The sequence below is a fragment of the Streptomyces sp. NPDC001410 genome, from assembly GCF_042895235.1.
Taxonomy (GTDB): domain Bacteria; phylum Actinomycetota; class Actinomycetes; order Streptomycetales; family Streptomycetaceae; genus Streptomyces.
This window is the reverse complement of sequence record NZ_JBIAWE010000014.1, coordinates 14,594-33,598: the sequence shown is the minus strand read 5'-3', so window position 1 is coordinate 33,598 and position 19,005 is coordinate 14,594. Positions and strand designations below refer to the sequence as shown.

The window sequence follows — 19,005 nt, the reverse complement described above, 5'->3', positions numbered from 1 at the left end:
ACGGCAGCTTGCCGTACCCCTTCTCAGGACTCAGGTGACTACAGCCCGTACTTCTCCCGGGCTTCCTTCACCGCGGTCGCCTTGACCTCGCCGCGCTTGGCGAGCTGGGCCAGGGCCGCGACGACGATCGACTGGGCGTCGACGCCGAAGTGGCGGCGGGCCGCCTCGCGGGTGTCGGACAGGCCGAAGCCGTCGGCGCCCAGCGAGGACCAGTCCTGCTCGACCCACTGCGCGATCTGGTCCGGGACCTGGCGCATGTAGTCGGAGACGGCCAGGACCGGGCCCTCGGCGCCCTGCAGCGCCTGGCGGACGTACGGCACCCGCTCCTCGCCGCGCAGCAGGGCCGCGTCGGCCTCCATCGCGTCACGGCGCAGCTCGGACCAGGAGGTCGCGGACCACACGTCGGCGGCCACGCCCCACTCCTCGGCGAGCAGCTGCTGCGCCTCAAGGGCCCAGTGGATCGCCGTACCCGAGCCGAGCAGCTGGATGCGCGGGGCGTTGGCCGGGGCGGTCACGCCCGCGGACTCCGCCGTGTTGAAGCGGTACAGACCCTTGACGATGCCCTCGTCGATACCGAGCCCGGCCGGCTTGGCCGGCTGCGGCAGCGGCTCGTTGTAGACCGTCAGGTAGTAGAAGACGTTCTGGTCCTCGCCCGGCTTGGCCTCGCCGTACATCCGGCGCAGACCCTCACGGACGACGACCGCGATCTCGTACGCGAACGCCGGGTCGTAGGTGAGGGCGGCCGGGTTGGTGGCCGCGATCACCGGGGAGTGGCCGTCGGCGTGCTGGAGGCCCTCGCCCGTCAGGGTCGTACGGCCCGCCGTCGCGCCGACGAGGAAGCCGCGGCCGAGCTGGTCGCCGAGCTGCCACATCTGGTCGGCCGTGCGCTGCCAGCCGAACATCGAGTAGAAGATGTAGAAGGGGATCATCGCTTCGCCGTGCGTTGCGTAGGCGCTGGACGCGGCGATGAAGTCGGCCATCGAACCGGCCTCGGTGATCCCCTCGTTGAGGATCTGGCCGTTCTTGGCCTCCTTGTAGTACATCAGCTGGTCGCGGTCGACCGGCTCGTACGTCTGGCCCTTGGGCGAGTAGATGCCCAGGGACGGGAAGAGGCTCTCCATGCCGAAGGTGCGCGCCTCGTCGGGGACGATCGGCACCCAGCGCTTACCGGTCTCCTTGTCGCGGACCAGGTCCTTGACCAGGCGGACGAAGGCCATGGTGGTGGCCACGTTCTGGGAGCCGGAGCCCTTGTCGAAGGAGGCGAAGGCTTTCTCGGCGGGGGCGGGCAGCGGGGCCAGCGCGTGCGTGCGGCGGGCCGGGGCCGGGCCGCCGAGGGCCGCGCGGCGCTCCTGGAGGTAGCGGACCTCGGGGGAGTCCGCGCCCGGGTGGCCGTAGGGCACCTGGCCGTCGGCGAAGTCGCTGTCCTTGATCGGCAGGTCGAGCAGGTCCCGCATCGTCTTGAACTCGTCCACCGTCAGCTTCTTCATCTGGTGGTTGGCGTTCTTCGACGCGAAGCCCTCGCCGAGGGTGTTGCCCTTGACCGTCTGGGCCAGGATCACGGTCGGCGCGCCCTTGTGCTCGACGGCGGCCTTGTACGCGGCGTAGACCTTGCGGGCCTCGTGACCACCGCGGGAGAGGTGGAAGCACTCGAGGATCTTGTCGTCGCTCAGCAGCTTCGCCATCTCGACGAGCGCCGGGTCCTTGCCGAAGAAGTCGGCGCGGATGTAGGCGGCGTCGCGGGTCTGGTACGTCTGGATCTGCGCGTCCGGTACCTCGCGCAGGCGGCGTACCAGCGCGCCGGTGGTGTCGAGCTGGAACAGCTCGTCCCAGGCCGAGCCCCACAGCGTCTTGATGACGTTCCAGCCGGCGCCGCGGAACTGGGCCTCCAGCTCCTGCACGATCTTGAAGTTGGCGCGGACCGGGCCGTCGAGGCGCTGCAGGTTGCAGTTGATGACGAAGGTGAGGTTGTCCAGTTCCTCACGGGCGGCGAGCGCGAGGGCCGCCGTCGACTCCGGCTCGTCCATCTCGCCGTCGCCGAGGAACGCCCACACGTGCGAGGCGGAGACGTCCTTGATGCCGCGGTTGGTGAGGTACCGGTTGAAGCGCGCCTGGTAGATCGCGGAGAGCGGGCCGAGGCCCATCGACACCGTCGGGAACTCCCACAGCCAGGGCAGGCGGCGCGGGTGCGGGTAGGAGGGCAGGCCGTTGCCGCCGGACTCCTGGCGGAAGTTGTCGAGGTGGCCCTCGTTCAGCCGGCCGTCCAGGAAGGCGCGGGCGTAGATGCCGGGGGAGGCGTGGCCCTGGATGTAGAGCTGGTCGCCGGACCCGTCGGCCTCCTTGCCCTGGAAGAAGTGGTTGAAGCCCGTCTCGTAGAGCCAGGCCGCGGAGGCGAAGGTGGCGATGTGGCCGCCGACGCCGTACTTCGAGCCGCGGGTCACCATGGCGGCCGCGTTCCAGCGGTTCCACGCGGTGATCCGGGTCTCCATCGCCTCGTCACCGGGAACGGCTGGCTCGGCGGCGGTGGGGATGGTGTTGACGTAGTCGGTCTCGAGGAGCTTCGGCAGCGCGATGCCGCCCGCCTCGGCGCGCTCCAGCGTGCGCCGCATCAGGTACGCGGCGCGGTGCGGCCCGGCCTCCCTGGCGACGGCGTCCAGGGAGGCCCGCCATTCGGCGGTCTCCTCGGGGTCGCGGTCGGGGAGCTGGTCGAGCGCGCTCGGCTGGATGGCGTTGGGGTCGGTCATGTCGCCGCCTTCCTCAGTCGAAGGGGGTTCCCTCATCGGTAAGGGTTCGGGGGTGCCCTTGGTCTTTGGCAGGACAGGGCAGGCGGGCTTCGGTAGAAGTCCGTCGGCGACTGTAACCCCCTGATCGATGATCGATCAAAGGGTGGCGGGGCAAAACTTCTCGATTTCGAGAAAGTAGGCACCCGGTGCCTTTGAAACGGGCACCCGGTGCCGCATCTGACCGGGGTTTTCGCAGGTGAGCGACGGTATGCTCGGGTGAATCAAGCCCTCGGGGCGCAGCCCAGGACGTGGGCCTTCACCAGCTCGGCGATGCGCGGATCCCGGCGCTTGAAGGCCTGCACCAGCTCCTCGTGCTCCTCCGCGTACGACTGCTGGACCGTGCCCAGCCAGCGGATCGACAGCGCTGTGAACACCTCGATGCCCAGGCCCTCCCAGGTGTGCAGCAGCACCGAGTTGTTCGCCGCGCGGACCAGCTCGCGGTGGAAGCCGACCGTGTGGCGGACCTGGGCCGTGCCGTCGGCCTTGTGATCGGCCTCGTACAGGGCCAGGACGTGCGGCTCCAGGGCCGAGCAGTCCTCCGCGAGGCGTTCGGCCGCCAGCTCCGCCGCGATGGCCTCCAGGCCGGCTCGGACGGGGTAGCTCTCCTCCAGGTCGGCCGCGGTCAGGTTCCGTACGCGTACGCCCTTGTTCGGCGCGGACTCGATCAGCCGCAGGGACTCCAGCTCGCGCAGGGCCTCCCGGACCGGCGTCTGGCTGACCTCCAGCTCGGTGGCGATCCGCCGCTCCACGATGCGCTCGCCCGGCTGCCAGCGACCGCTGACGATTCCCTCCACGATGTGCTCGCGGATCTGTTCGCGCAGCGAGTGGATGACGGGGGCGGTCATGAGGGCTCCTTCGGGAGGGCTGACGTTTAGACAATAAGGCCGTGCGGCGCTTCGGGGGGATGCATGGGGGTGCTTTCGTGCAGGTGAGACGAGGCGCACATGGGACTTGCGGCGCCTGACAGCTCGGTGCGGACTGTCTCCGGGCGACCGCGGGTGGTTTGTGGTTGCTCGCGCCCACGCGGCGGAGCCGCACATCGATACGGCCCCGCGCCCCTGGGGAGTTGCGGCTTGCCCCGCTGGAACGGCGAAGCCCCGCCCGGAAGGCTCCGGGCGGGGCTTCGTACTGCCTGATCTCAGGGAATCAGAGGCCGAGCTCGACCTCGAACTCGCCCGCCTCCAGGATCGCCTTGACCGCCGTCAGGTAACGGGCCGCGTCGGCGCCGTCGACCAGGCGGTGGTCGTAGGAGAGGGTCAGGTAGGTCATGTCGCGGACGCCGATGACCGTGCCCTCCTCGGTCTCGATGACGGCCGGACGCTTGACCGTGGCACCGATGCCGAGGATCGCGACCTGGTTCGGCGGCACGATGATCGTGTCGAACAGCGCGCCACGCGAACCGGTGTTGGAGATGGTGAAGGTCGCGCCGGACAGCTCGTCCGGGGTGATCTTGTTGGCGCGGACCTTGCCCGCCAGGTCGGCCGTGGCCTTGGCGATGCCGGCGATGTTCAGGTCGCCCGCACCCTTGATGACCGGGGTCATCAGGCCCTTCTCCGAGTCCACCGCGATACCGATGTTCTCGGTGTCGAAGTAGCTGATCGTGCCCTCGGCCTCGTTGATCCGGGCGTTGATGACCGGGTGGGCCTTCAGCGCCTGGGCGGCGGCCTTGACGAAGAACGGCATCGGGGAGAGCTTGACGCCCTCACGGGCGGCGAAGGAGTCCTTCGCCTTGCCGCGCAGCTTCATCAGGCGGGTGACGTCGACCTCGACGACCGACGACAGCTGGGCCTGCTCGTGCAGCGCCTTGACCATGTTGTCGCCGATGACCTTGCGGATGCGGGGCATCTTGACGGTCTGGCCACGCAGCGGGGAGACCTCCAGCGCGGGGGCCTTCTTGGCGGCTGCCGGAGCGGCGGCCGGAGCCGGAGCAGCGGCGGCGGCCTTCGCGGCCTCGGCGGCGGCGATGACGTCCTGCTTGCGGATGCGGCCGCCGACGCCGGTGCCCTTGACGGTGGCCAGGTCGACGCCGTTCTCGGCGGCGAGCTTGCGCACCAGCGGGGTGACGTAGGCGCCCTCGTCGGTCGCCTGGGCGGCGGCCGGAGCGGCCGGAGCCGGGGTGACCGGGGCCGGAGCCACCGGCGCGGGGGCCGGGGCGGCCGGAGCCGGGGCGGCGGCGACCGGGGCGGGCGCGGGCGCCGGAGCGGCCGGGGCCACGGGGGCGGCCGGGGCCGGAGCAGCGGGGGCCGGAGCCGGGGCGGCGGGGGCCGGGGCGGCGGCCGGAGCCGCACCCGCGGCGCCGATGACGGCGAGCTTGGCGCCGACCTCGGCGGTCTCGTCCTCGCCGACCACGATCTCCAGGAGCACGCCGGAGGCGGGCGCCGGGATCTCGGTGTCGACCTTGTCGGTGGAGACCTCGAGCAGCGGCTCGTCGGCCTCGACGGAGTCACCGACCGACTTCAGCCAGCGGGTGACGGTGCCCTCGGTGACGGACTCACCGAGCGCGGGCAGGACCACGTCCGTGCCGGTGGCGCCACCGGCCGGAGCGGCAGCGGGGGCGGGAGCCGGGGCGGCCGGAGCCGCAGGGGCCTCGGCGACCGGCGCCGGGGCGGGCTCGGCGACCGGGGCCGCAGCCTCGGCGGCCGCGGGGGCCGGAGCGGCAACGGGCGCACCCGTGCCGTCGTCGATGACCGCCAGCTCGGCGCCGACCTCGACGGTCTCGTCCTCGGCGACCTTGATGGAGGCCAGCACACCGGCGGCGGGCGAGGGGATCTCGGTGTCGACCTTGTCGGTCGACACCTCGAGCAGCGGCTCGTCGGCCTCGACGCGCTCGCCTTCGGCCTTCAGCCAGCGGGTGACAGTGCCCTCGGTGACGCTCTCACCGAGCGCCGGAAGGGTTACGGAAACCGCCATGGTTTCGGTTTCTCCTTACGAATTTGCGGAAGTCTGTGTCGTCGCGCCCGTGGACCGAAGGCTCAGTCGTGGGAGTGCAGGGGCTTGCCGGCGAGCGCCAGGTGCGCCTCGCCCATCGCCTCGTTCTGCGTCGGGTGGGCGTGGATGAGCTGGGCGACCTCGGCCGGCAGCGCCTCCCAGTTGTAGATCAGCTGGGCCTCGCCGACCTGCTCACCCATGCGGTCGCCGACCATGTGGACGCCGACCACGGCACCGTCCTTCACCTGGACGAGCTTGATCTCGCCCGCGGTGTTCAGGATCTTGCTCTTGCCGTTGCCCGCCAGGTTGTACTTCAGAGCGACGACCTTGTCCGCGCCGTAGATCTCCTTGGCCTTGGCCTCGGTGATACCGACGGAGGCGACCTCCGGGTGGCAGTACGTCACCCGCGGGACACCGTCGTAGTCGATCGGAACGACCTTCAGACCGGCCAGACGCTCCGCCACCAGGATGCCCTCGGCGAAGCCGACGTGCGCGAGCTGGAGGGTCGGGACGAGGTCACCGACGGCGGAGATGGTCGGAACGTTGGTGCGCATGTACTCGTCGACCAGGACGTAGCCCCGGTCCATGGCGACACCCTGCTCCTCGTAGCCGATGCCCTGGGAGACCGGACCGCGGCCGACGGCGACGAGGAGGACCTCGGCCTCGAACTCCTTGCCGTCCGCGAGGGTGACCTTCACACCGTCCTGGGTGTACTCGGCCTTCTGGAAGAAGGTGCCCAGGTTGAACTTGATGCCGCGCTTGCGGAACGCGCGCTCGAGAAGCTTGGAGGAGTTCTCGTCCTCGACCGGGACGAGGTGCTTGAGGCCCTCGATGACCGTGACGTCCGAGCCGAAGGACTTCCACGCCGAGGCGAACTCGACGCCGATGACACCGCCGCCGAGGATGATCGCGGACTTGGGCACGCGGTCCAGGACGAGGGCGTGGTCGGACGAGATGATCCGGTTGCCGTCGATCGCCAGGCCCGGCAGCGACTTCGGCACGGAGCCGGTCGCCAGCAGGACGTGGCGGCCCTGGATGCGCCGGCCGTTCACGTCGACGGAGGTCGGGGAGGACAGACGGCCCTCACCCTCGATGTAGGTCACCTTGCGGGAGGCGATCAGGCCCTGCAGACCCTTGTACAGGCCGGCGATGACACCGTCCTTGTACTTGTGGACGGCCGGGACGTCGATGCCCTCGAAGGTGGCCTTGACGCCGAACTGCTCGCTCTCGCGAGCCTGGTCGGCGATCTCGCCCGCGTGCAGCAGGGCCTTGGTGGGGATGCAACCCCGGTGCAGGCAGGTGCCGCCGACCTTGTCCTTCTCGATCAGGGCGACGTCCAGGCCCAGCTGCGCCCCGCGCAGGGCCGCGGCGTAACCACCGCTACCACCGCCGAGGATCACTAGGTCGAAAACGGTGCTGGCGTCGTTCGCCACGTCACGTCCTCCATGCATGTGCGCCTTACGCCGATCTCCGATGACCGGCGGGCGGCTGGTGTCCGGCCGCTTGATGCTTCGGCCCTTCGGTGGGGGCCCTGTCCTGCCGGGCTCCATCTTTGCACTTGTTCGAGGCGGACGAGACGCCGGGCCGGGGTGTGACACATCGCACTGGTGGAGGGCAACAGGAGAAAACGGCTCCGGAGTGAAGAACACCCCGGAGCCGTTACGGCAAAGGAATCAACCTCAGCCGAGGTCACCCGCTGCGGTGAGCTCCGCGAGCCGCACCAGCGTCCGCACCGCGCTGCCCGTACCACCCTTCGGCGTGTAACCGAATGCACCGCCCTCGTTGAAGGCCGGCCCGGCGATGTCCAGGTGCGCCCAGGTGATGCCCTCGCCGACGAACTCCTTCAGGAACAGACCGGCGACCAGGCCGCCGCCCATCCGCTCGCCCATGTTCGCGATGTCGGCGACGGGGGAGTCCATCCCCTTGCGCAGGTGCTCCGGCAGCGGCATCGGCCACGCCGGCTCGCCCACCTCCTCCGCGGCCTCGTACACCGCCGTGCGGAAGGCGTCGTCGTTGGCCATGACCCCGAACGTCCGGTGGCCCAGCGCCAGCACCATCGCGCCGGTCAGCGTGGCCACGTCCACGATCGCGTCCGGCTTCTCCAGCGAGGCCGCCCACAGCGCGTCGGCCAGGACCAGCCGGCCCTCGGCGTCGGTGTTGAGCACCTCGACGGTCTTGCCGCTGAACATGCGCAGCACGTCACCGGGGCGCACGGCGGAGCCGGAGGGCATGTTCTCGGCCAGCGCCAGCCAGCCGGTGATGTTGACCTCCAGGCCGAGGCGGGCGGCGGCGACGACCGCGGCGAACACGGCGGCGGCACCGCTCATGTCGCACTTCATCGTCTCGTTGTGACCGGCCGGCTTCAGCGAGATGCCGCCCGAGTCGTAGGTGATGCCCTTGCCGACGAAGGCCAGGTGCTTCTCCGCGTTCGGGTGCGTGTACGACAGCTTGACCAGGCGCGGGGTCGCGGCCGAACCGCCGCCGACGCCCATGATGCCGCCGTAGCCGCCCTTGACCAGGGCCTTGTCGTCGAGCACCTGCACCTTGAGGCCGTGCTCCTTGGCCGCGGCCTGCGCCTGGGCGGCGAAGGTCGCCGGGGTGAGGTCGTTCGGCGGCATGTTGATCAGGTCACGGGAGCGGTTCAGCTCCTCGGCGACCGCGACGGCCCGGGCCACGGCGCTCTTGTGGGCCGCGTCCCGCGGCTTGCCGCCGAGCAGCGCGGCCTCGGCCAGCGGCGCCTTGCCGTTCTTGGCCTTGGCATCCTTGCCGGAGTCCTTGTACGCGTCGAAGGTGTAGGCGCCGAGCAGGACGCCCTCCCCGATCGCGCCGACGGCGCCCGCGTCGTCGATGGGCAGCGCGAACACGGCCTTCTTGGACCCGGCGAGCGCACGGGCGGCCAGGCCGGCGGCCTTGCGCAGCGCCTCGGCGTCGTAACCGGCGTCCTTCTCGGGCTCCGCGCCCAGGCCCACCGCCACCACGAGCGGCGCCTTGAAGCCGGCCGGGGCGGGCAGTTTCGTCAGCTCGCCCTCGGCACCCGAGGCACCGAGGGTCTCCAGGACGCCGGCCAGCCTGCCGTCGTACGCGTTGTCCACGGCGTCGGCGCCGGGCGCGACGACGGGTCCCTTGGCGCCCTTGGCGACACCGATCACGATCGCGTCGGCCCGGAGGCCGGGCGCCGCGGCGGTGCTGAGAGTCAGAGCAGTCACGGTGGTGAAATCTCGCTTCCGATGTGAAGTTGCTGTGGCCGATGAGGGGTGGGTCGACCGGGCCCGAGAGCCGACCCTAGGTCCAGGCCTTGGGGCATGTGGCAACCGGGGCCTTCACCCTGTCGGCGAACACCCGTGACGAGACTACGCGCGTGCGACCGTTCGCTCATGCCTGCGGGTGTTCACCTGTGCGTGGCGTCGTGGCCACTTCTCACCCCCGGACGTCGGTGAGCTGAGCCACTCTCATCGGGTCAGGCGGGCCGGCTGCGCGCGGATTCGCATGATTTCCGCTGATCCTCCACGGTTTCGCCGCAGAGGATCCCCTGGGGGAGGAACCAGTCATCTCTACAGGAGAGTTGCGGCCTCGTCCTCCTCGTCACCTTCGAGGGCTCCTCGGCGACCTACCTGCGCACGCCCCAGCAGCCCCGCCACTACCCCGCCGGGGTGCGGGTCTGCCGTCTGGTCCACGGCGTCCCGGCGGACGCGGACATGGCCGGGGCCGCCCGGGAGCGGGGCGCGCAGTGCACTGCGCGGTCCCCGGCACGGGCGCCCACCCCTGGGGCGCACTGCCCCACGGCCCGAGCGCCGACAGGCCCTAGCGGCCCAGGGACAGCACCACGAGCGCGGCCGTCGCCGCCGTCTCCGCGAGGGCGCCGAAGACGTCCCCGGTGACACCGCCGAAGCGGCGGGTGCAGCGGCGCAGCAGGAGTTCGGCGGTGGCGAGGGACAGCAGGACCGCGGCCGCCGCGCGGAGGGCGCCGTACGGGCCCTGGGCCGTACCCCAGGCGGCCGAGACGATCGTGAAGGCTGCCGTGACGGCCAGCGCGCCCGGTACCGGCACCACGCCGGCGACCGCCGCCCCGAGACCCTCCGGACGGGCCGCGGGCACCCCGGTGCGCGCGGCCAGGGTGAGCGCGAGCCGCGCCGCGACCGCCGAGGTCACCGCCGCGGCGGCGCCCCGCACCCAGGAGTCGGCGTAGAGCTGCGCCAGCACGGCGACCTGGGCCAGCAGCACCAGGACGAGGGTCAGCACCCCGAACGGCCCGATGTCCGACTGCTTCATGATCTGCAGCGCGTCCTCCGCGGGCTTGCCGCTGCCGAGCCCGTCCGCCGTGTCCGCGAGCCCGTCGAGGTGCAGACCGCGGGTCAGCGCGGCCGGCACGGCGACGGCGGCGACGGCGGCGAGCAACGGGCCGGCACCCAGCAGGAGCAGCAGCAGCCCGAGCCCCGCCGCGCAGCAGCCGACGACCAGTCCGACGACCGGGGCGTTCAGCATGCCCCCGCGGGCGGCCTCCCTGTCCCACCGGTGCACCCGAACGGGCAGCACGGAGAGCGTGCCGAAGGCGAAGCGGAGGCCGTCGAGAGGGGAGGACTTGAGCACCGGCGCAGGTTACCGGGCCGTCGCCGGGCTCCCCACCGCGGCCGGGACTAAAGTGCGCACATGGGGCACTGGTGGGAGCGGAACATCCTGGAGCCGGGAAAACTTCCGTTGCTGCTGGCCCTGACCGCCTTCGTCGTCACCTTCCTCGTCACGCGGGTGATCGTCCGGCTGATCCGGGCCGGCAGGGGCCCCTTCGGCAACGTCGAGGCGGGCGGGCTGCACATCCACCACGTGGTCCCCGGGGTCGTCCTCACCGTCGCCGGCGGCTTCGGCGCCGTCGCCAGCGCGTCGTCGCACGGCGCGGGCATGACCATCTCCGCGGTCGTCTTCGGCATGGGGGTGGGGCTCGTCCTGGACGAGTTCGCGCTGATCCTGCACCTCGACGACGTCTACTGGACCGAGGAGGGCCGGCAGAGTGTCGAGGTCGTCGTGCTCACCGCCGCCCTCGTCGGCCTGCTGCTCGCCGGGTTCGCGCCGTTCGGCGTCAACGACCTGTCCGCGGAGGAACTCCAGGACCGGGGCACGGTCATCGCCGACATCGCGGGGAACTTCCTCCTCTCCCTGATCGCCCTGAGCAAGGGCAAGATGCGGGTCGCGATCTTCGGCGTGATCGTGCCGCTGGTCGCGCTGGTCGGTGCCGTCCGCCTGGCCCGCCCCAACTCGCCCTGGGCCCGTCGCTTCTACGGCCGCCGCCCCCGCGCCCGAGCCAAGGCGATCCTGCGCGCCTACCGCCACGACCGCCGCTGGGCCGGGCCCCGCCGCGCCCTTCAGGACTGGATCGGCGGCAAGCCCGACCCGCGCCCGGTCCGCCTGCCCGACCGCCACTGACCGGGCCGCGGCAGCCGCCCGTACCGGTGCCGCACCGCCGCCACCAGGCACAGTGTCCCCACACCCATCAGCGCGGCCAGGTGCTCCTTGCCCGCCAGGTTCTCCTTGAGCAGCACCTCGACCACCATCGACAGGGTCACCGCGCCCGCCGTCGCATAGGCGCCGTACCGCCAGCTCACATAGACGGCGAGCCCCACCACGGCCGCCGACGGACCGGTGTCCACGACCTGCCCGTCCGTCCAGGGCAGACCGAACGGGGCATGGGCGCCGAGAGTGACGCCCACGCGCGCGTACAGCGTCCCGGCGAGCGTGGCCACGTACGCGATGGCCAGCGTCCGCCACCAGCCCAGACACACCTCGGCGATGCCGAACACGAACAGGATCTGCGCGAGCGCCCCCCACACGGGCAGGTCCAGCGCCGGGACGAACAGCGACAGGGGAGTGCGCAGCAGCGCCAGCCCCAGCGGGTCCTCCGCCCGTACGGCCCCCATGTTCTGCACGATCTGGTAGCCCCACGGCCGGTTCTGCACGAACTGCAGCAGCGCGGTCAGGCACACCACCCCGAGCGTCATGGGGATCGCCCGCCAGCGGCGCTTGAGCAGGGGCTCGCGCACGGTGACGTACAGCAGCCCCCACTCGGCTCGGGCCCAGTGGGCGAGCGTCCTCATCAAACGTTCCTCATCGGTGCGTGTCCAGGTGCCTGCGGTGCAGCCATTTCGGCAGTCCCGGCGCCTCCAAGAAGCCTTCGGCGCGCGCCGACGCGAGGCCGATGCGCGGCAGGTCCGCGCTCTTCTCGAAGAGCAGGAACCGCGGCTCCCAGATGGGCCGGTACTTGGCGTTGGCGCGGTACAGCGACTCGATCTGCCACCAGCGGGAGAAGAAGCTGAGCAGCGACCGCCACAGCCTCAGCACCGGTCCGGCACCGAGGCGCGCCCCACGTTCGAAGACCGATCGGAACATGGCGAAGTTGAGTGAGACCTGGGTGATCTCGATCTCGTGGGCCCGGCGGAGCAGCTCGATGACCATGAACTCCATCAGCCCGTTGGCAGAACCATCGACGTCTCGGCCCCGTCGCATCAGGTCCAGGGACAGTCCGTGCGGCCCCCAGGGGACGAAGGAGAGCAGCGCGCGCAGCTTCCCGTCGGCGTCCGTGCACTCCAGCATCACGCACCGGCCGTCCTCGGGGTCCCCGAGCCGCCCCAGCGCCATGCTGAACCCGCGCTCGGTCGCCCCGTCCCGCCAGTCGTCGGCGCGCTCCAGGAGGTACGCCATCTCGTCCGCCGGGATGTCCGCGTGCCGCCGGATGCGCACCCGGTACCCGGCCCGCTTCACCCGGTTGTACGCCTGGCGCACGGTGCGCATCGCCCGTCCCTCCAGCGTGAACTCGGCCACCTCCACGAGCGCTTCGTCACCGAGTTCCAGCGCGTCCAGGCCGTGCCGGGCGTAGACCGTCCCCGCTTCCTCGCTCGCCCCCATCACAGCCGGGATCCACCCGTGCGCCCGCGCCTCCACCAGCCAGGGCGCGATCGCCCCGGGCCACGCCTCCGGATCGCCCAGCGGATCCCCGGAGGCCAGGCTCACCCCGCCGACGACGCGGTAGGCGACGGCCGCCTTCCCGGTCGGCGACCACACCACGCTCTTCTCCCGGCGCAGCGCGAAGTAGCCGAGCGAGTCCCGCTCGCCGTGCCGCTCCAGCAGCGCCCGCAGCCGCTTCTCGTCGTCCTCGGTGAGCGGGTCGACGGCACGCCGGGAACGGAAGGCGGCGTAGAACACGGCGAGGACGAGCAGCGTACTGAGCACGTTGATCGCCACGTTCGCCCAGTTGGGCGGTTCGATACCGGGGAAGCGGGACTCCTCGGCCGCCACCGACACCAGCCGCAGGGTGCCGTAGTGCCAGCGCTCCAGGAACGTCGAACGGGCCGCGTCCGGCGCCGTGTTGGTGACCGTGATCAGCAGCCCGGCGAGCAGCGAGGCGGCCAGTCCGCCGCCGACGGCGACGGTCGCGGCGAGCCGCGGGTTGGAGCGGTCACCCTTGGCGTAGAACTCCCGGCGTCCGACCAGCAGCGCGCCGACGAAGGCGGCCGTCAGCCCCAGGGAGACCCAGTTCTGCGCGTACCGCCGGATGTCCGGGAACGCCATGGCGAACGCGAACAGGGCCAGGAACGAGCCGCTCAGCACCAGGTTCAGGATCCACGCGGCCCGTTTGCGCCGGCGCATGGTGATCGCCAGGAACGCGGTGAACACGCCTGAGGCGAAGCCGGCCGTCAGCAGGTACGGCGTGAAGTAGTTCTCCTGGTTGTGCCGGCGCACGTCCTGGCCCAGGGTGACCCAGACCGCGCTGAGGAAGTTGATGAAGGCGACGGCCCGCAGATACCAGACGGCGAAGGCGGCGCCCCGACGGGAGGCACCGCCGGCCCGCCGCTCCGGCTCGGCGTGCTGCTCCACGGCAATTCGGGCATCTCCCATGGGGGAGGATCATATGGGGGCCGCCCCGGCGAACCATTCTTTTCCGGCTGCGGACTACTCCTTCTCCTCCGCCGCCTCCTTCTCGGGAAGCTCCGCGGCCAGCGCCGCCGCGGCCTGGACCAGCGGGAGCGACAGCAGCGCGCCCACGCCCTCGCCGACCTTCACGCCCTGGTCCAGCAGCGGCTCCAGCGCCATCCGGTCCAGCGCCTTCGCCTGGCCCGGCTCCCCGCTGTCGTGCCCGGCCAGCCACCAGTCCGGTGCCCGGAACGCCACCCGCTGGGCGACCAGCGCGCACGCGGCGGCCACCACACCGTCCAGGATCACCGGCAACTTCCGCACCGCGCACTGCAGCAGGAACCCGGTCATCGCGGCCAGATCGGCCCCGCCCACGGTCGCGAGCAGCTGCAACTGGTCCCCGAGCACCGGCCGCGCCCGCCGCAGCGCGTCCCGGATCGCTGCACACTTGCGCATCCACGCCAGGTCGTCGATGGCGAGCCCGCCCCGCCCGGTCACCACGGACGCGTCGGTCCCGCACAGCGCCGCGACCAGCACCGCGGCCGCCGTGGTCCCGCCGACGCTCACATCGCCGAGCACCACCAGGTCCGTGCCCGAGTCGGCCTCCTCGTCGGCGACCGCCACACCCGCCCGGAAGGCCGCCTCGGCCTCGTCGGCGGTCAGCGCGTCCTCGATGTCGACACGGCCGCTGCCGCGCCGCACCCGGTGCCGTACGACCTCCTCCGGGAAGGCCTCCAACGGGCAGTCCAGAGCCATGTCCACGATCCGCACGGGCACGTCGAGCCGGCGCGCGAGCACCGACACCGGGGCGGCGCCCTCCAGCACCGCCCGCACCAGTTCCTCGGCACTGCCCGCGGGCCGTGCGGAGACGCCGAGTTCGGCGATGCCGTGGTCGCCCGCGAAGAGAATCACCCGCGGCCGTTCGACCGGCCGTACCGGAACCGCGCCCTGTGCGGCGGCCAGCCACTCGCCCAGCTCGTCCAGGCGCCCGAGCGACCCGGGCGGCACGATCTGGCGCTCCCGGCGGGCCTCGGCGTCACGGCGTACGCCCCCGTCCGGGCGCTCGATCAGATCGGTGAAGTCGTCCAGATTAAGGCTGCTCATTCGCCGAACAGTACCGCCCGTGAACGAACACCTCCGCGCCACACCGCCACCCCATGGTCACGACGTCTTTGCACCCGGGAGGGGTATCCCATACGTTCCGGTTTGCAGCGGATTGTCGCCCAGGGAGCCGCCCATGCAGCCCTCGCCCCCCACCCCCCAGGTCATCGAGCCGCGCGACCCCTTCCAGGAGCCGCGCCGCGAGGACTGCCCCTGGTGCGGCTCCCGTGGGCTGCGGACCCGGCTGCGCGCCCCCGACCCGCTGCGGCACCGGCCGGGCACGTTCGTCCTCGACGAGTGCGGCGACTGTGCGCACGTCTTCCAGAACCCCCGGCTCACGGCGGAGGGGTTCGCCTTCTACCACCGGGACGTCTACGAGCGGCAACTGGAGGAGTTCGCCGAGCGCGTCCTCTCCGACCGTGCGGTCCGCCGCAGGCACCGCGCCGCCGCCTTCGCGCTGTCGGCGCTGCGCGAACCGGAGAGCTGGCTGGACGTGGGCACCGGGCACGCCCGCTTCCCGGAGGCGGCGAAGGAGTTCTTCCCGTACACCAGCTTCGACGGCCTGGACCCGACGGCCCGCGTGGAACAGGCCCTGATGGAGGGCCGGGTGGAGGAGGCCCACCGCGGCTGTCTGACCACCCCGGGGCTGGCGGCCCGCCTGCGCTCCCGCTACGACGTGGTCAGCATGTTCCACCACCTGGGACACGCCCCGGACCCACGCGCCGAACTACGCGCCGCGCTCACCGTGTTGCGCCCCGGCGGCCACCTCGTCGTCGAAGTCCCCGACCCACACAGCGCGTTCGCCGGCCTCCTCGGCAAGTGGTGGCTCCCCTACGGCCAGCCCCGCCACCTCCACCTGCCGCCCCTGCCCAACCTCCGAGCCGAACTGGAGTCCCAGGGCTGCACGATCCTCGTCACCGACCGCAGGGCACCCCACGTCCCCCACGACCTCTCGGCAGCCCTCTCCCTGACCCTGGCCCACCTCCACCCCCTCCTGAGAGCCATGGCCGCCCCGGCACTCGACGTGACCGCGGTCCTGGACCACGTGCTGGCCCCCCTGGCCCCGCACCTCCGCCTCTCCAACGCGTACCGGCTGGTGGCCCGCAAGGAAGCCGCGGCCGTCACTTGACGCTCAGCCCCGCAGCACCACGGCCTGCCCCGCCACCACCAACAGCACCTGCTCGCACTCCGTCGCGAACGCCGAGTTCAGGCGCCCGAGTTCATCCCGGTACCGCCGCCCGGACGCGGTGGCCGGCACGATCCCCGACCCCACCTCGTTGGACACCGCCACCACGGTCCGGCGAGTGGCCCGCACCGCGTCCGTCAGCTCCCGCACCCGCTCGCGCAGCGCCTTCTCCCCGCCCCCGGCCCACTCCGCGTCGTCCCACGCCCCCACGGCGTCCATGGCGTCCGTCAGCCACAGCGACAGACAGTCGATCAGCACCGGCGGCCCGTCCACACCCAGCAGCGGCACCAGATCGGTCGTCTCCGTCGTACGCCACGAGCCCGGCCGCCGCTCCCGGTGCACGGCCACCCGCTCCGCCCACTCGGTGTCCCCGCCCCGCGTCCCGCCCGTCGCCACGTACAGCACCTCCGGGAAGGACTCCAGCCGCCGCTCGGCCTCCACGGACTTGCCCGAGCGCGCCCCGCCCAGCACCAGCGTCCGGCGCGGTACGTCCGGCACGTCCTCGTACACCCCGACCATCAGCGTCGTACCGTCCGGCACCGCCCGCGCCCCGGCCGCGGCGAGCCGTCGCCGCAACTCCGCGCCCTGCGGCACGTCGTGGTCGAGATGGACGGCGACGACGTCCGTGGTCGGCCCCACCGAACCGACCGCCCGCAGCCGGGCCAGCGCGTCCGGGCGCCCCACGACATCGGCGAGGACCAGCTGGTACGTCTCCGCCGGCGCCCCCTCAAGACCGGCCGGCGCCCCGCCCGGCGGCAGGTACAGCAGCCGCTGCCCGTCCGGCCCGGTCACCGCGTACCCGGTGCCGCCCGCGTCCATCGCCACGGCCCGCACCCGATGCCCCGTCAGCAGTGCCAACTCCCGCCCGTCCGGCACCCGCCCGGGCTGCGGCAGCCCGGCCGGCACCTCCACCGCCGGACCGTCGTGCGGATGCGACAGCAGCACCTGCCGTACCCCGCCCAGCGAATGCCCCGACCGCGCGGCCGCGAACGCCACCCCGGGCGTCAGGTCGAGGAGCAGCGTCCCGTCCACGAGCAGCGCGGTGGCCGCCCGCACGTCCGGCCCGAGCGCTGTCGCACAAACGGCACAGGGACAGTCGGGGCGGGGCAGTCCCGCGGGGGCACCGGTACCGAGCAGAGTCACTTCCACGAGACCGATTTTCACCTGTGGCAGCAGGTGCCGCTCATCTGCAGCACCCTAAGGGGCGCGGGGCTGTATCAATATGCGGCTCCGCCGCGTGGGCGCGCCCAGCCCCCACCGGCCTGCACTTGTCTGTGCTACCGGAGGTGATCTAACGGCCGACCCAGCGGAGCGAATACGCTTCCGGGGCAGGAGTTGGATCAAAGGGAGGCCCACATGACGGCATGGACGTGGCGGTTCGAGCAGGCCGACGGGACGGAGGTCCAGCCCGCGGTGCAGCCGGAGGAGTTCACCACGCAGGGGGATGCCGAGTCCTGGATCGGCGAGCACTGGAAGGCGCTGAAGGAGGGCGGCGCGGACCAGGTGCGGCTGTTCGAGGAGACCACCGAGATCTACGGCCCGATGAGCCTGCACGCCGACGCGTCGTAACCCGATCGGGTGTGAGGAGGGGCCGCCCTCCTCACACCTCGCCCAGCCTGGCTCAGCCCCGTACCCCGCACAGATGCAGCAGCGCCGCGATCCCCCGGTACGGATCCGTCCGCCCGGCCCGCTCCTCGGCGGCCAGCAGCGTCTCCAGGTCGTCCGGGATCCGCGCGTCGTCCGCCGCCGTGTCCGTGAAGACCCGTACGCCGTACCAGGCATGCAGCGGGGCGCCGATGCCGGCGAGCGTGGCGGTGAGCGCCGAGAGGCGGTCCGCCCGCACCTCAAGGCCGAGGCGGTTGCGGTAGGCGGTGGTGTCGAAGGCGGCCAGCGCGCCCGCCCAGTCCCCGGACAGGCCCGGCCGCACGGCGAGCGCATCGCCGTTGCGCACCAGCAGGGACAGCAGCCCGCCCGGCGCGAGCATCCGGGCCAGACCCGCCACCAGCGGGTCGGGCTCCTCGACGTACATCAGGACCCCGTGGCACAGCACCACGTCGAAGCTGCCCGGCAGGAAGTGCACGCCGGTGTCCCGGCCGTCCCCCTCCACCAGCCGGACCCGCTCGCGGATGCCGTCCGGCTCACCGGCGAGCGCCTCGCGCGCGGCCGCGATCATCGTCGCGTCCTGCTCGACACCGGTCACCTGGTGGCCGAGCCGGGCCAGCCGCAGCGCCTGGGTGCCCTGGCCCATCCCCACGTCGAGCACCCGCAGCCGCTGCCCGACCGGGAACCGCCCGGCTATCTGCTCGTCGAGCTGCCGGGCCACCAGCTCCTGTCGTACGACATCACGCAGCCCGCCCAGCTTGTTCAGCCAGGCGTCGGCCGCGCCCCCGGTGAAAGCCTCTGCGCTCAGGGCCGCTCTCCGCGCTTGACCTGCGGCTTCGGCAGCCGGAGCCGACGCATCTGGAGGGAGCGCATCAGGGCGTAGGCGACGGCGCCCCGGCGGTTCTGGTCGGGGAAGCGCTCGGCCAGCCGCTTCTTCAGCCGGAAGCCGCTGACGGCCGCGTCGAGCACGATCAGCACGATCACGATCAGCCACAGCAGCAGCGCGATGTTCTGGATCGCCGGCACCCGCACCACGCTGAGCACCAGGATGACCACGGCCAGCGGCAGGAAGAACTCCGCCACGTTGAACCGTGAGTCGACCCAGTCGCGCGCGAACCTGCGCACCGGGCCCTTGTCCCGGGCGGGCAGATAACGTTCGTCGCCGCCGGCGAGCGCCTGGCGCTGCCGTTCGAGCGCCTGGCGGCGCTCCTCGCGCTGACGCTTGGCGGCGTCCTTGCGCGTCATCGGCGTGTTGGCGACGCTGCGGCGCTGGGACTGGGCCTCACTGCGCTTGGGCGTGGGCCTGCCCTTCGGGGCCTGCGGGTCACGGGGCTGCTTGGAGTCGGTCACCTGCGCCTTGTCGGCGAGGGCCTTCTCTTCCTTGGCACGGCTACGGAACACAAAACCCAAGGGTACGGGCTTTCCCGGCATGGACCCCAGTCGACCGGGGAACGATCCGGCAACACCGGACGTCTGTACGGGGACAGAGGGGACGTTGCAGACGCTTCATCC

Annotated in this window: 15 protein-coding genes; 3 read left to right on the top strand and 12 right to left on the bottom strand. The window is 72.1% G+C overall.

Annotation, left to right across the window (positions count from 1 at the left end; genetic code table 11):
• Positions 1-38 precede the first annotated feature (38 nt).
• The 6 genes from aceE to ACFY3C_RS28875 form a co-directional block, all read right to left on the bottom strand.
• Positions 39-2,741 carry a pyruvate dehydrogenase (acetyl-transferring), homodimeric type gene (aceE, locus tag ACFY3C_RS28900; RefSeq protein WP_390772807.1) on the bottom strand — a complete coding sequence of 901 codons (2,703 nt, stop codon included), beginning with the start codon at positions 2,739-2,741 and terminating at the stop codon, positions 39-41.
• 260 nt (positions 2,742-3,001) lie between these two features.
• Complete coding sequence (locus ACFY3C_RS28895) at positions 3,002-3,625, bottom strand: GntR family transcriptional regulator (protein ID WP_386574379.1); 624 nt, start codon at positions 3,623-3,625, stop codon at positions 3,002-3,004.
• A 301-nt stretch (positions 3,626-3,926) separates the two neighbouring features.
• Complete coding sequence (gene sucB, locus ACFY3C_RS28890; RefSeq protein WP_390772806.1) at positions 3,927-5,690, bottom strand: 2-oxoglutarate dehydrogenase, E2 component, dihydrolipoamide succinyltransferase; 1,764 nt, start codon at positions 5,688-5,690, stop codon at positions 3,927-3,929.
• A 62-nt stretch (positions 5,691-5,752) separates the two neighbouring features.
• The gene (gene lpdA, locus ACFY3C_RS28885; protein WP_386574377.1) at positions 5,753-7,141 is read right to left on the bottom strand and encodes a dihydrolipoyl dehydrogenase; all 1,389 of its coding nucleotides are present in this window, start codon (positions 7,139-7,141) and stop codon (positions 5,753-5,755) included.
• 246 nt (positions 7,142-7,387) lie between these two features.
• Positions 7,388-8,914, bottom strand: coding sequence for a leucyl aminopeptidase (locus tag ACFY3C_RS28880; protein ID WP_386574376.1), 1,527 nt, complete (start codon positions 8,912-8,914; stop codon positions 7,388-7,390).
• Positions 8,915-9,509: 595 nt separating this feature from the next.
• Positions 9,510-10,295 (bottom strand): adenosylcobinamide-GDP ribazoletransferase, encoded by a 786-nt coding sequence (locus ACFY3C_RS28875; RefSeq protein WP_386574375.1) that lies wholly within the window; start codon positions 10,293-10,295, stop codon positions 9,510-9,512.
• A gap of 60 nt (positions 10,296-10,355) precedes the next feature.
• On the opposite strand from ACFY3C_RS28875, the gene ACFY3C_RS28870 reads away from it, so the two are divergent.
• Positions 10,356-11,123 (top strand): hypothetical protein, encoded by a 768-nt coding sequence (locus ACFY3C_RS28870; protein WP_390772805.1) that lies wholly within the window; start codon positions 10,356-10,358, stop codon positions 11,121-11,123.
• Here ACFY3C_RS28870 and ACFY3C_RS28865 read toward each other — a convergent pair.
• From ACFY3C_RS28865 to cobT, 3 genes are read right to left on the bottom strand one after another with little or no spacing between them, the layout of a single operon-like run.
• Positions 11,063-11,791, bottom strand: a complete 729-nt coding sequence (locus ACFY3C_RS28865) for a hypothetical protein (RefSeq protein ID WP_390772804.1) — start codon at positions 11,789-11,791, stop codon at positions 11,063-11,065. The two genes, ACFY3C_RS28870 and ACFY3C_RS28865, sit on opposite strands and share 61 nt — an antisense overlap.
• 10 nt (positions 11,792-11,801) lie before the next feature.
• Positions 11,802-13,589 (bottom strand): phosphatidylglycerol lysyltransferase domain-containing protein, encoded by a 1,788-nt coding sequence (locus ACFY3C_RS28860; RefSeq protein ID WP_386574372.1) that lies wholly within the window; start codon positions 13,587-13,589, stop codon positions 11,802-11,804.
• Positions 13,590-13,643: 54 nt separating this feature from the next.
• A complete protein-coding gene (cobT, locus tag ACFY3C_RS28855; protein WP_390772803.1) occupies positions 13,644-14,708 on the bottom strand; it encodes a nicotinate-nucleotide--dimethylbenzimidazole phosphoribosyltransferase in 1,065 nt (354 codons plus the stop codon).
• A 133-nt stretch (positions 14,709-14,841) separates the two neighbouring features.
• Here cobT and ACFY3C_RS28850 point away from each other — a divergent pair, with 133 nt between their 5' ends.
• Positions 14,842-15,834 carry a class I SAM-dependent methyltransferase gene (locus tag ACFY3C_RS28850; RefSeq protein WP_390772802.1) on the top strand — a complete coding sequence of 331 codons (993 nt, stop codon included), beginning with the start codon at positions 14,842-14,844 and terminating at the stop codon, positions 15,832-15,834.
• A gap of 3 nt (positions 15,835-15,837) precedes the next feature.
• Here the strand turns inward: ACFY3C_RS28850 and ACFY3C_RS28845 are convergent, their stop codons facing one another.
• Positions 15,838-17,040, bottom strand: a complete 1,203-nt coding sequence (locus ACFY3C_RS28845; protein WP_390772801.1) for a bifunctional adenosylcobinamide kinase/adenosylcobinamide-phosphate guanylyltransferase — start codon at positions 17,038-17,040, stop codon at positions 15,838-15,840.
• Positions 17,041-17,247: 207 nt separating this feature from the next.
• Between ACFY3C_RS28845 and ACFY3C_RS28840 the strand changes: the two genes are divergently transcribed.
• The gene (locus ACFY3C_RS28840) at positions 17,248-17,460 is read left to right on the top strand and encodes a hypothetical protein (RefSeq protein ID WP_386574368.1); all 213 of its coding nucleotides are present in this window, start codon (positions 17,248-17,250) and stop codon (positions 17,458-17,460) included.
• Positions 17,461-17,512: 52 nt separating this feature from the next.
• Here ACFY3C_RS28840 and ACFY3C_RS28835 read toward each other — a convergent pair whose 3' ends face one another.
• Together ACFY3C_RS28835 and ACFY3C_RS28830 are read right to left on the bottom strand one after the other, a co-directional pair.
• Positions 17,513-18,214, bottom strand: a complete 702-nt coding sequence (locus tag ACFY3C_RS28835) for a class I SAM-dependent methyltransferase (RefSeq protein WP_386574367.1) — start codon at positions 18,212-18,214, stop codon at positions 17,513-17,515.
• A gap of 83 nt (positions 18,215-18,297) precedes the next feature.
• Positions 18,298-18,924, bottom strand: coding sequence for a DUF3043 domain-containing protein (locus ACFY3C_RS28830; protein WP_386574366.1), 627 nt, complete (start codon positions 18,922-18,924; stop codon positions 18,298-18,300).
• Positions 18,925-19,005 lie beyond the last annotated feature (81 nt).

Excerpts from the sequence above, each read along its gene's own strand:
- aceE (WP_390772807.1), bottom strand. The coding sequence starts at position 2,741 with ATGACCGACCCCAACGCCATCCAGCCGAGCGCGCTCGACCAGCTCCCC.
- ACFY3C_RS28895 (WP_386574379.1), bottom strand. The coding sequence starts at position 3,625 with ATGACCGCCCCCGTCATCCACTCGCTGCGCGAACAGATCCGCGAGCAC.
- sucB (WP_390772806.1), bottom strand. The coding sequence starts at position 5,690 with ATGGCGGTTTCCGTAACCCTTCCGGCGCTCGGTGAGAGCGTCACCGAG.
- ACFY3C_RS28870 (WP_390772805.1), top strand. The coding sequence starts at position 10,356 with ATGGGGCACTGGTGGGAGCGGAACATCCTGGAGCCGGGAAAACTTCCG.
- ACFY3C_RS28865 (WP_390772804.1), bottom strand. The coding sequence starts at position 11,791 with ATGAGGACGCTCGCCCACTGGGCCCGAGCCGAGTGGGGGCTGCTGTAC.
- ACFY3C_RS28860 (WP_386574372.1), bottom strand. The coding sequence starts at position 13,589 with ATGGGAGATGCCCGAATTGCCGTGGAGCAGCACGCCGAGCCGGAGCGG.
- cobT (WP_390772803.1), bottom strand. The coding sequence starts at position 14,708 with ATGAGCAGCCTTAATCTGGACGACTTCACCGATCTGATCGAGCGCCCG.
- ACFY3C_RS28850 (WP_390772802.1), top strand. The coding sequence starts at position 14,842 with ATGCAGCCCTCGCCCCCCACCCCCCAGGTCATCGAGCCGCGCGACCCC.
- ACFY3C_RS28840 (WP_386574368.1), top strand. The coding sequence starts at position 17,248 with ATGACGGCATGGACGTGGCGGTTCGAGCAGGCCGACGGGACGGAGGTC.
- ACFY3C_RS28830 (WP_386574366.1), bottom strand. The coding sequence starts at position 18,924 with ATGCCGGGAAAGCCCGTACCCTTGGGTTTTGTGTTCCGTAGCCGTGCC.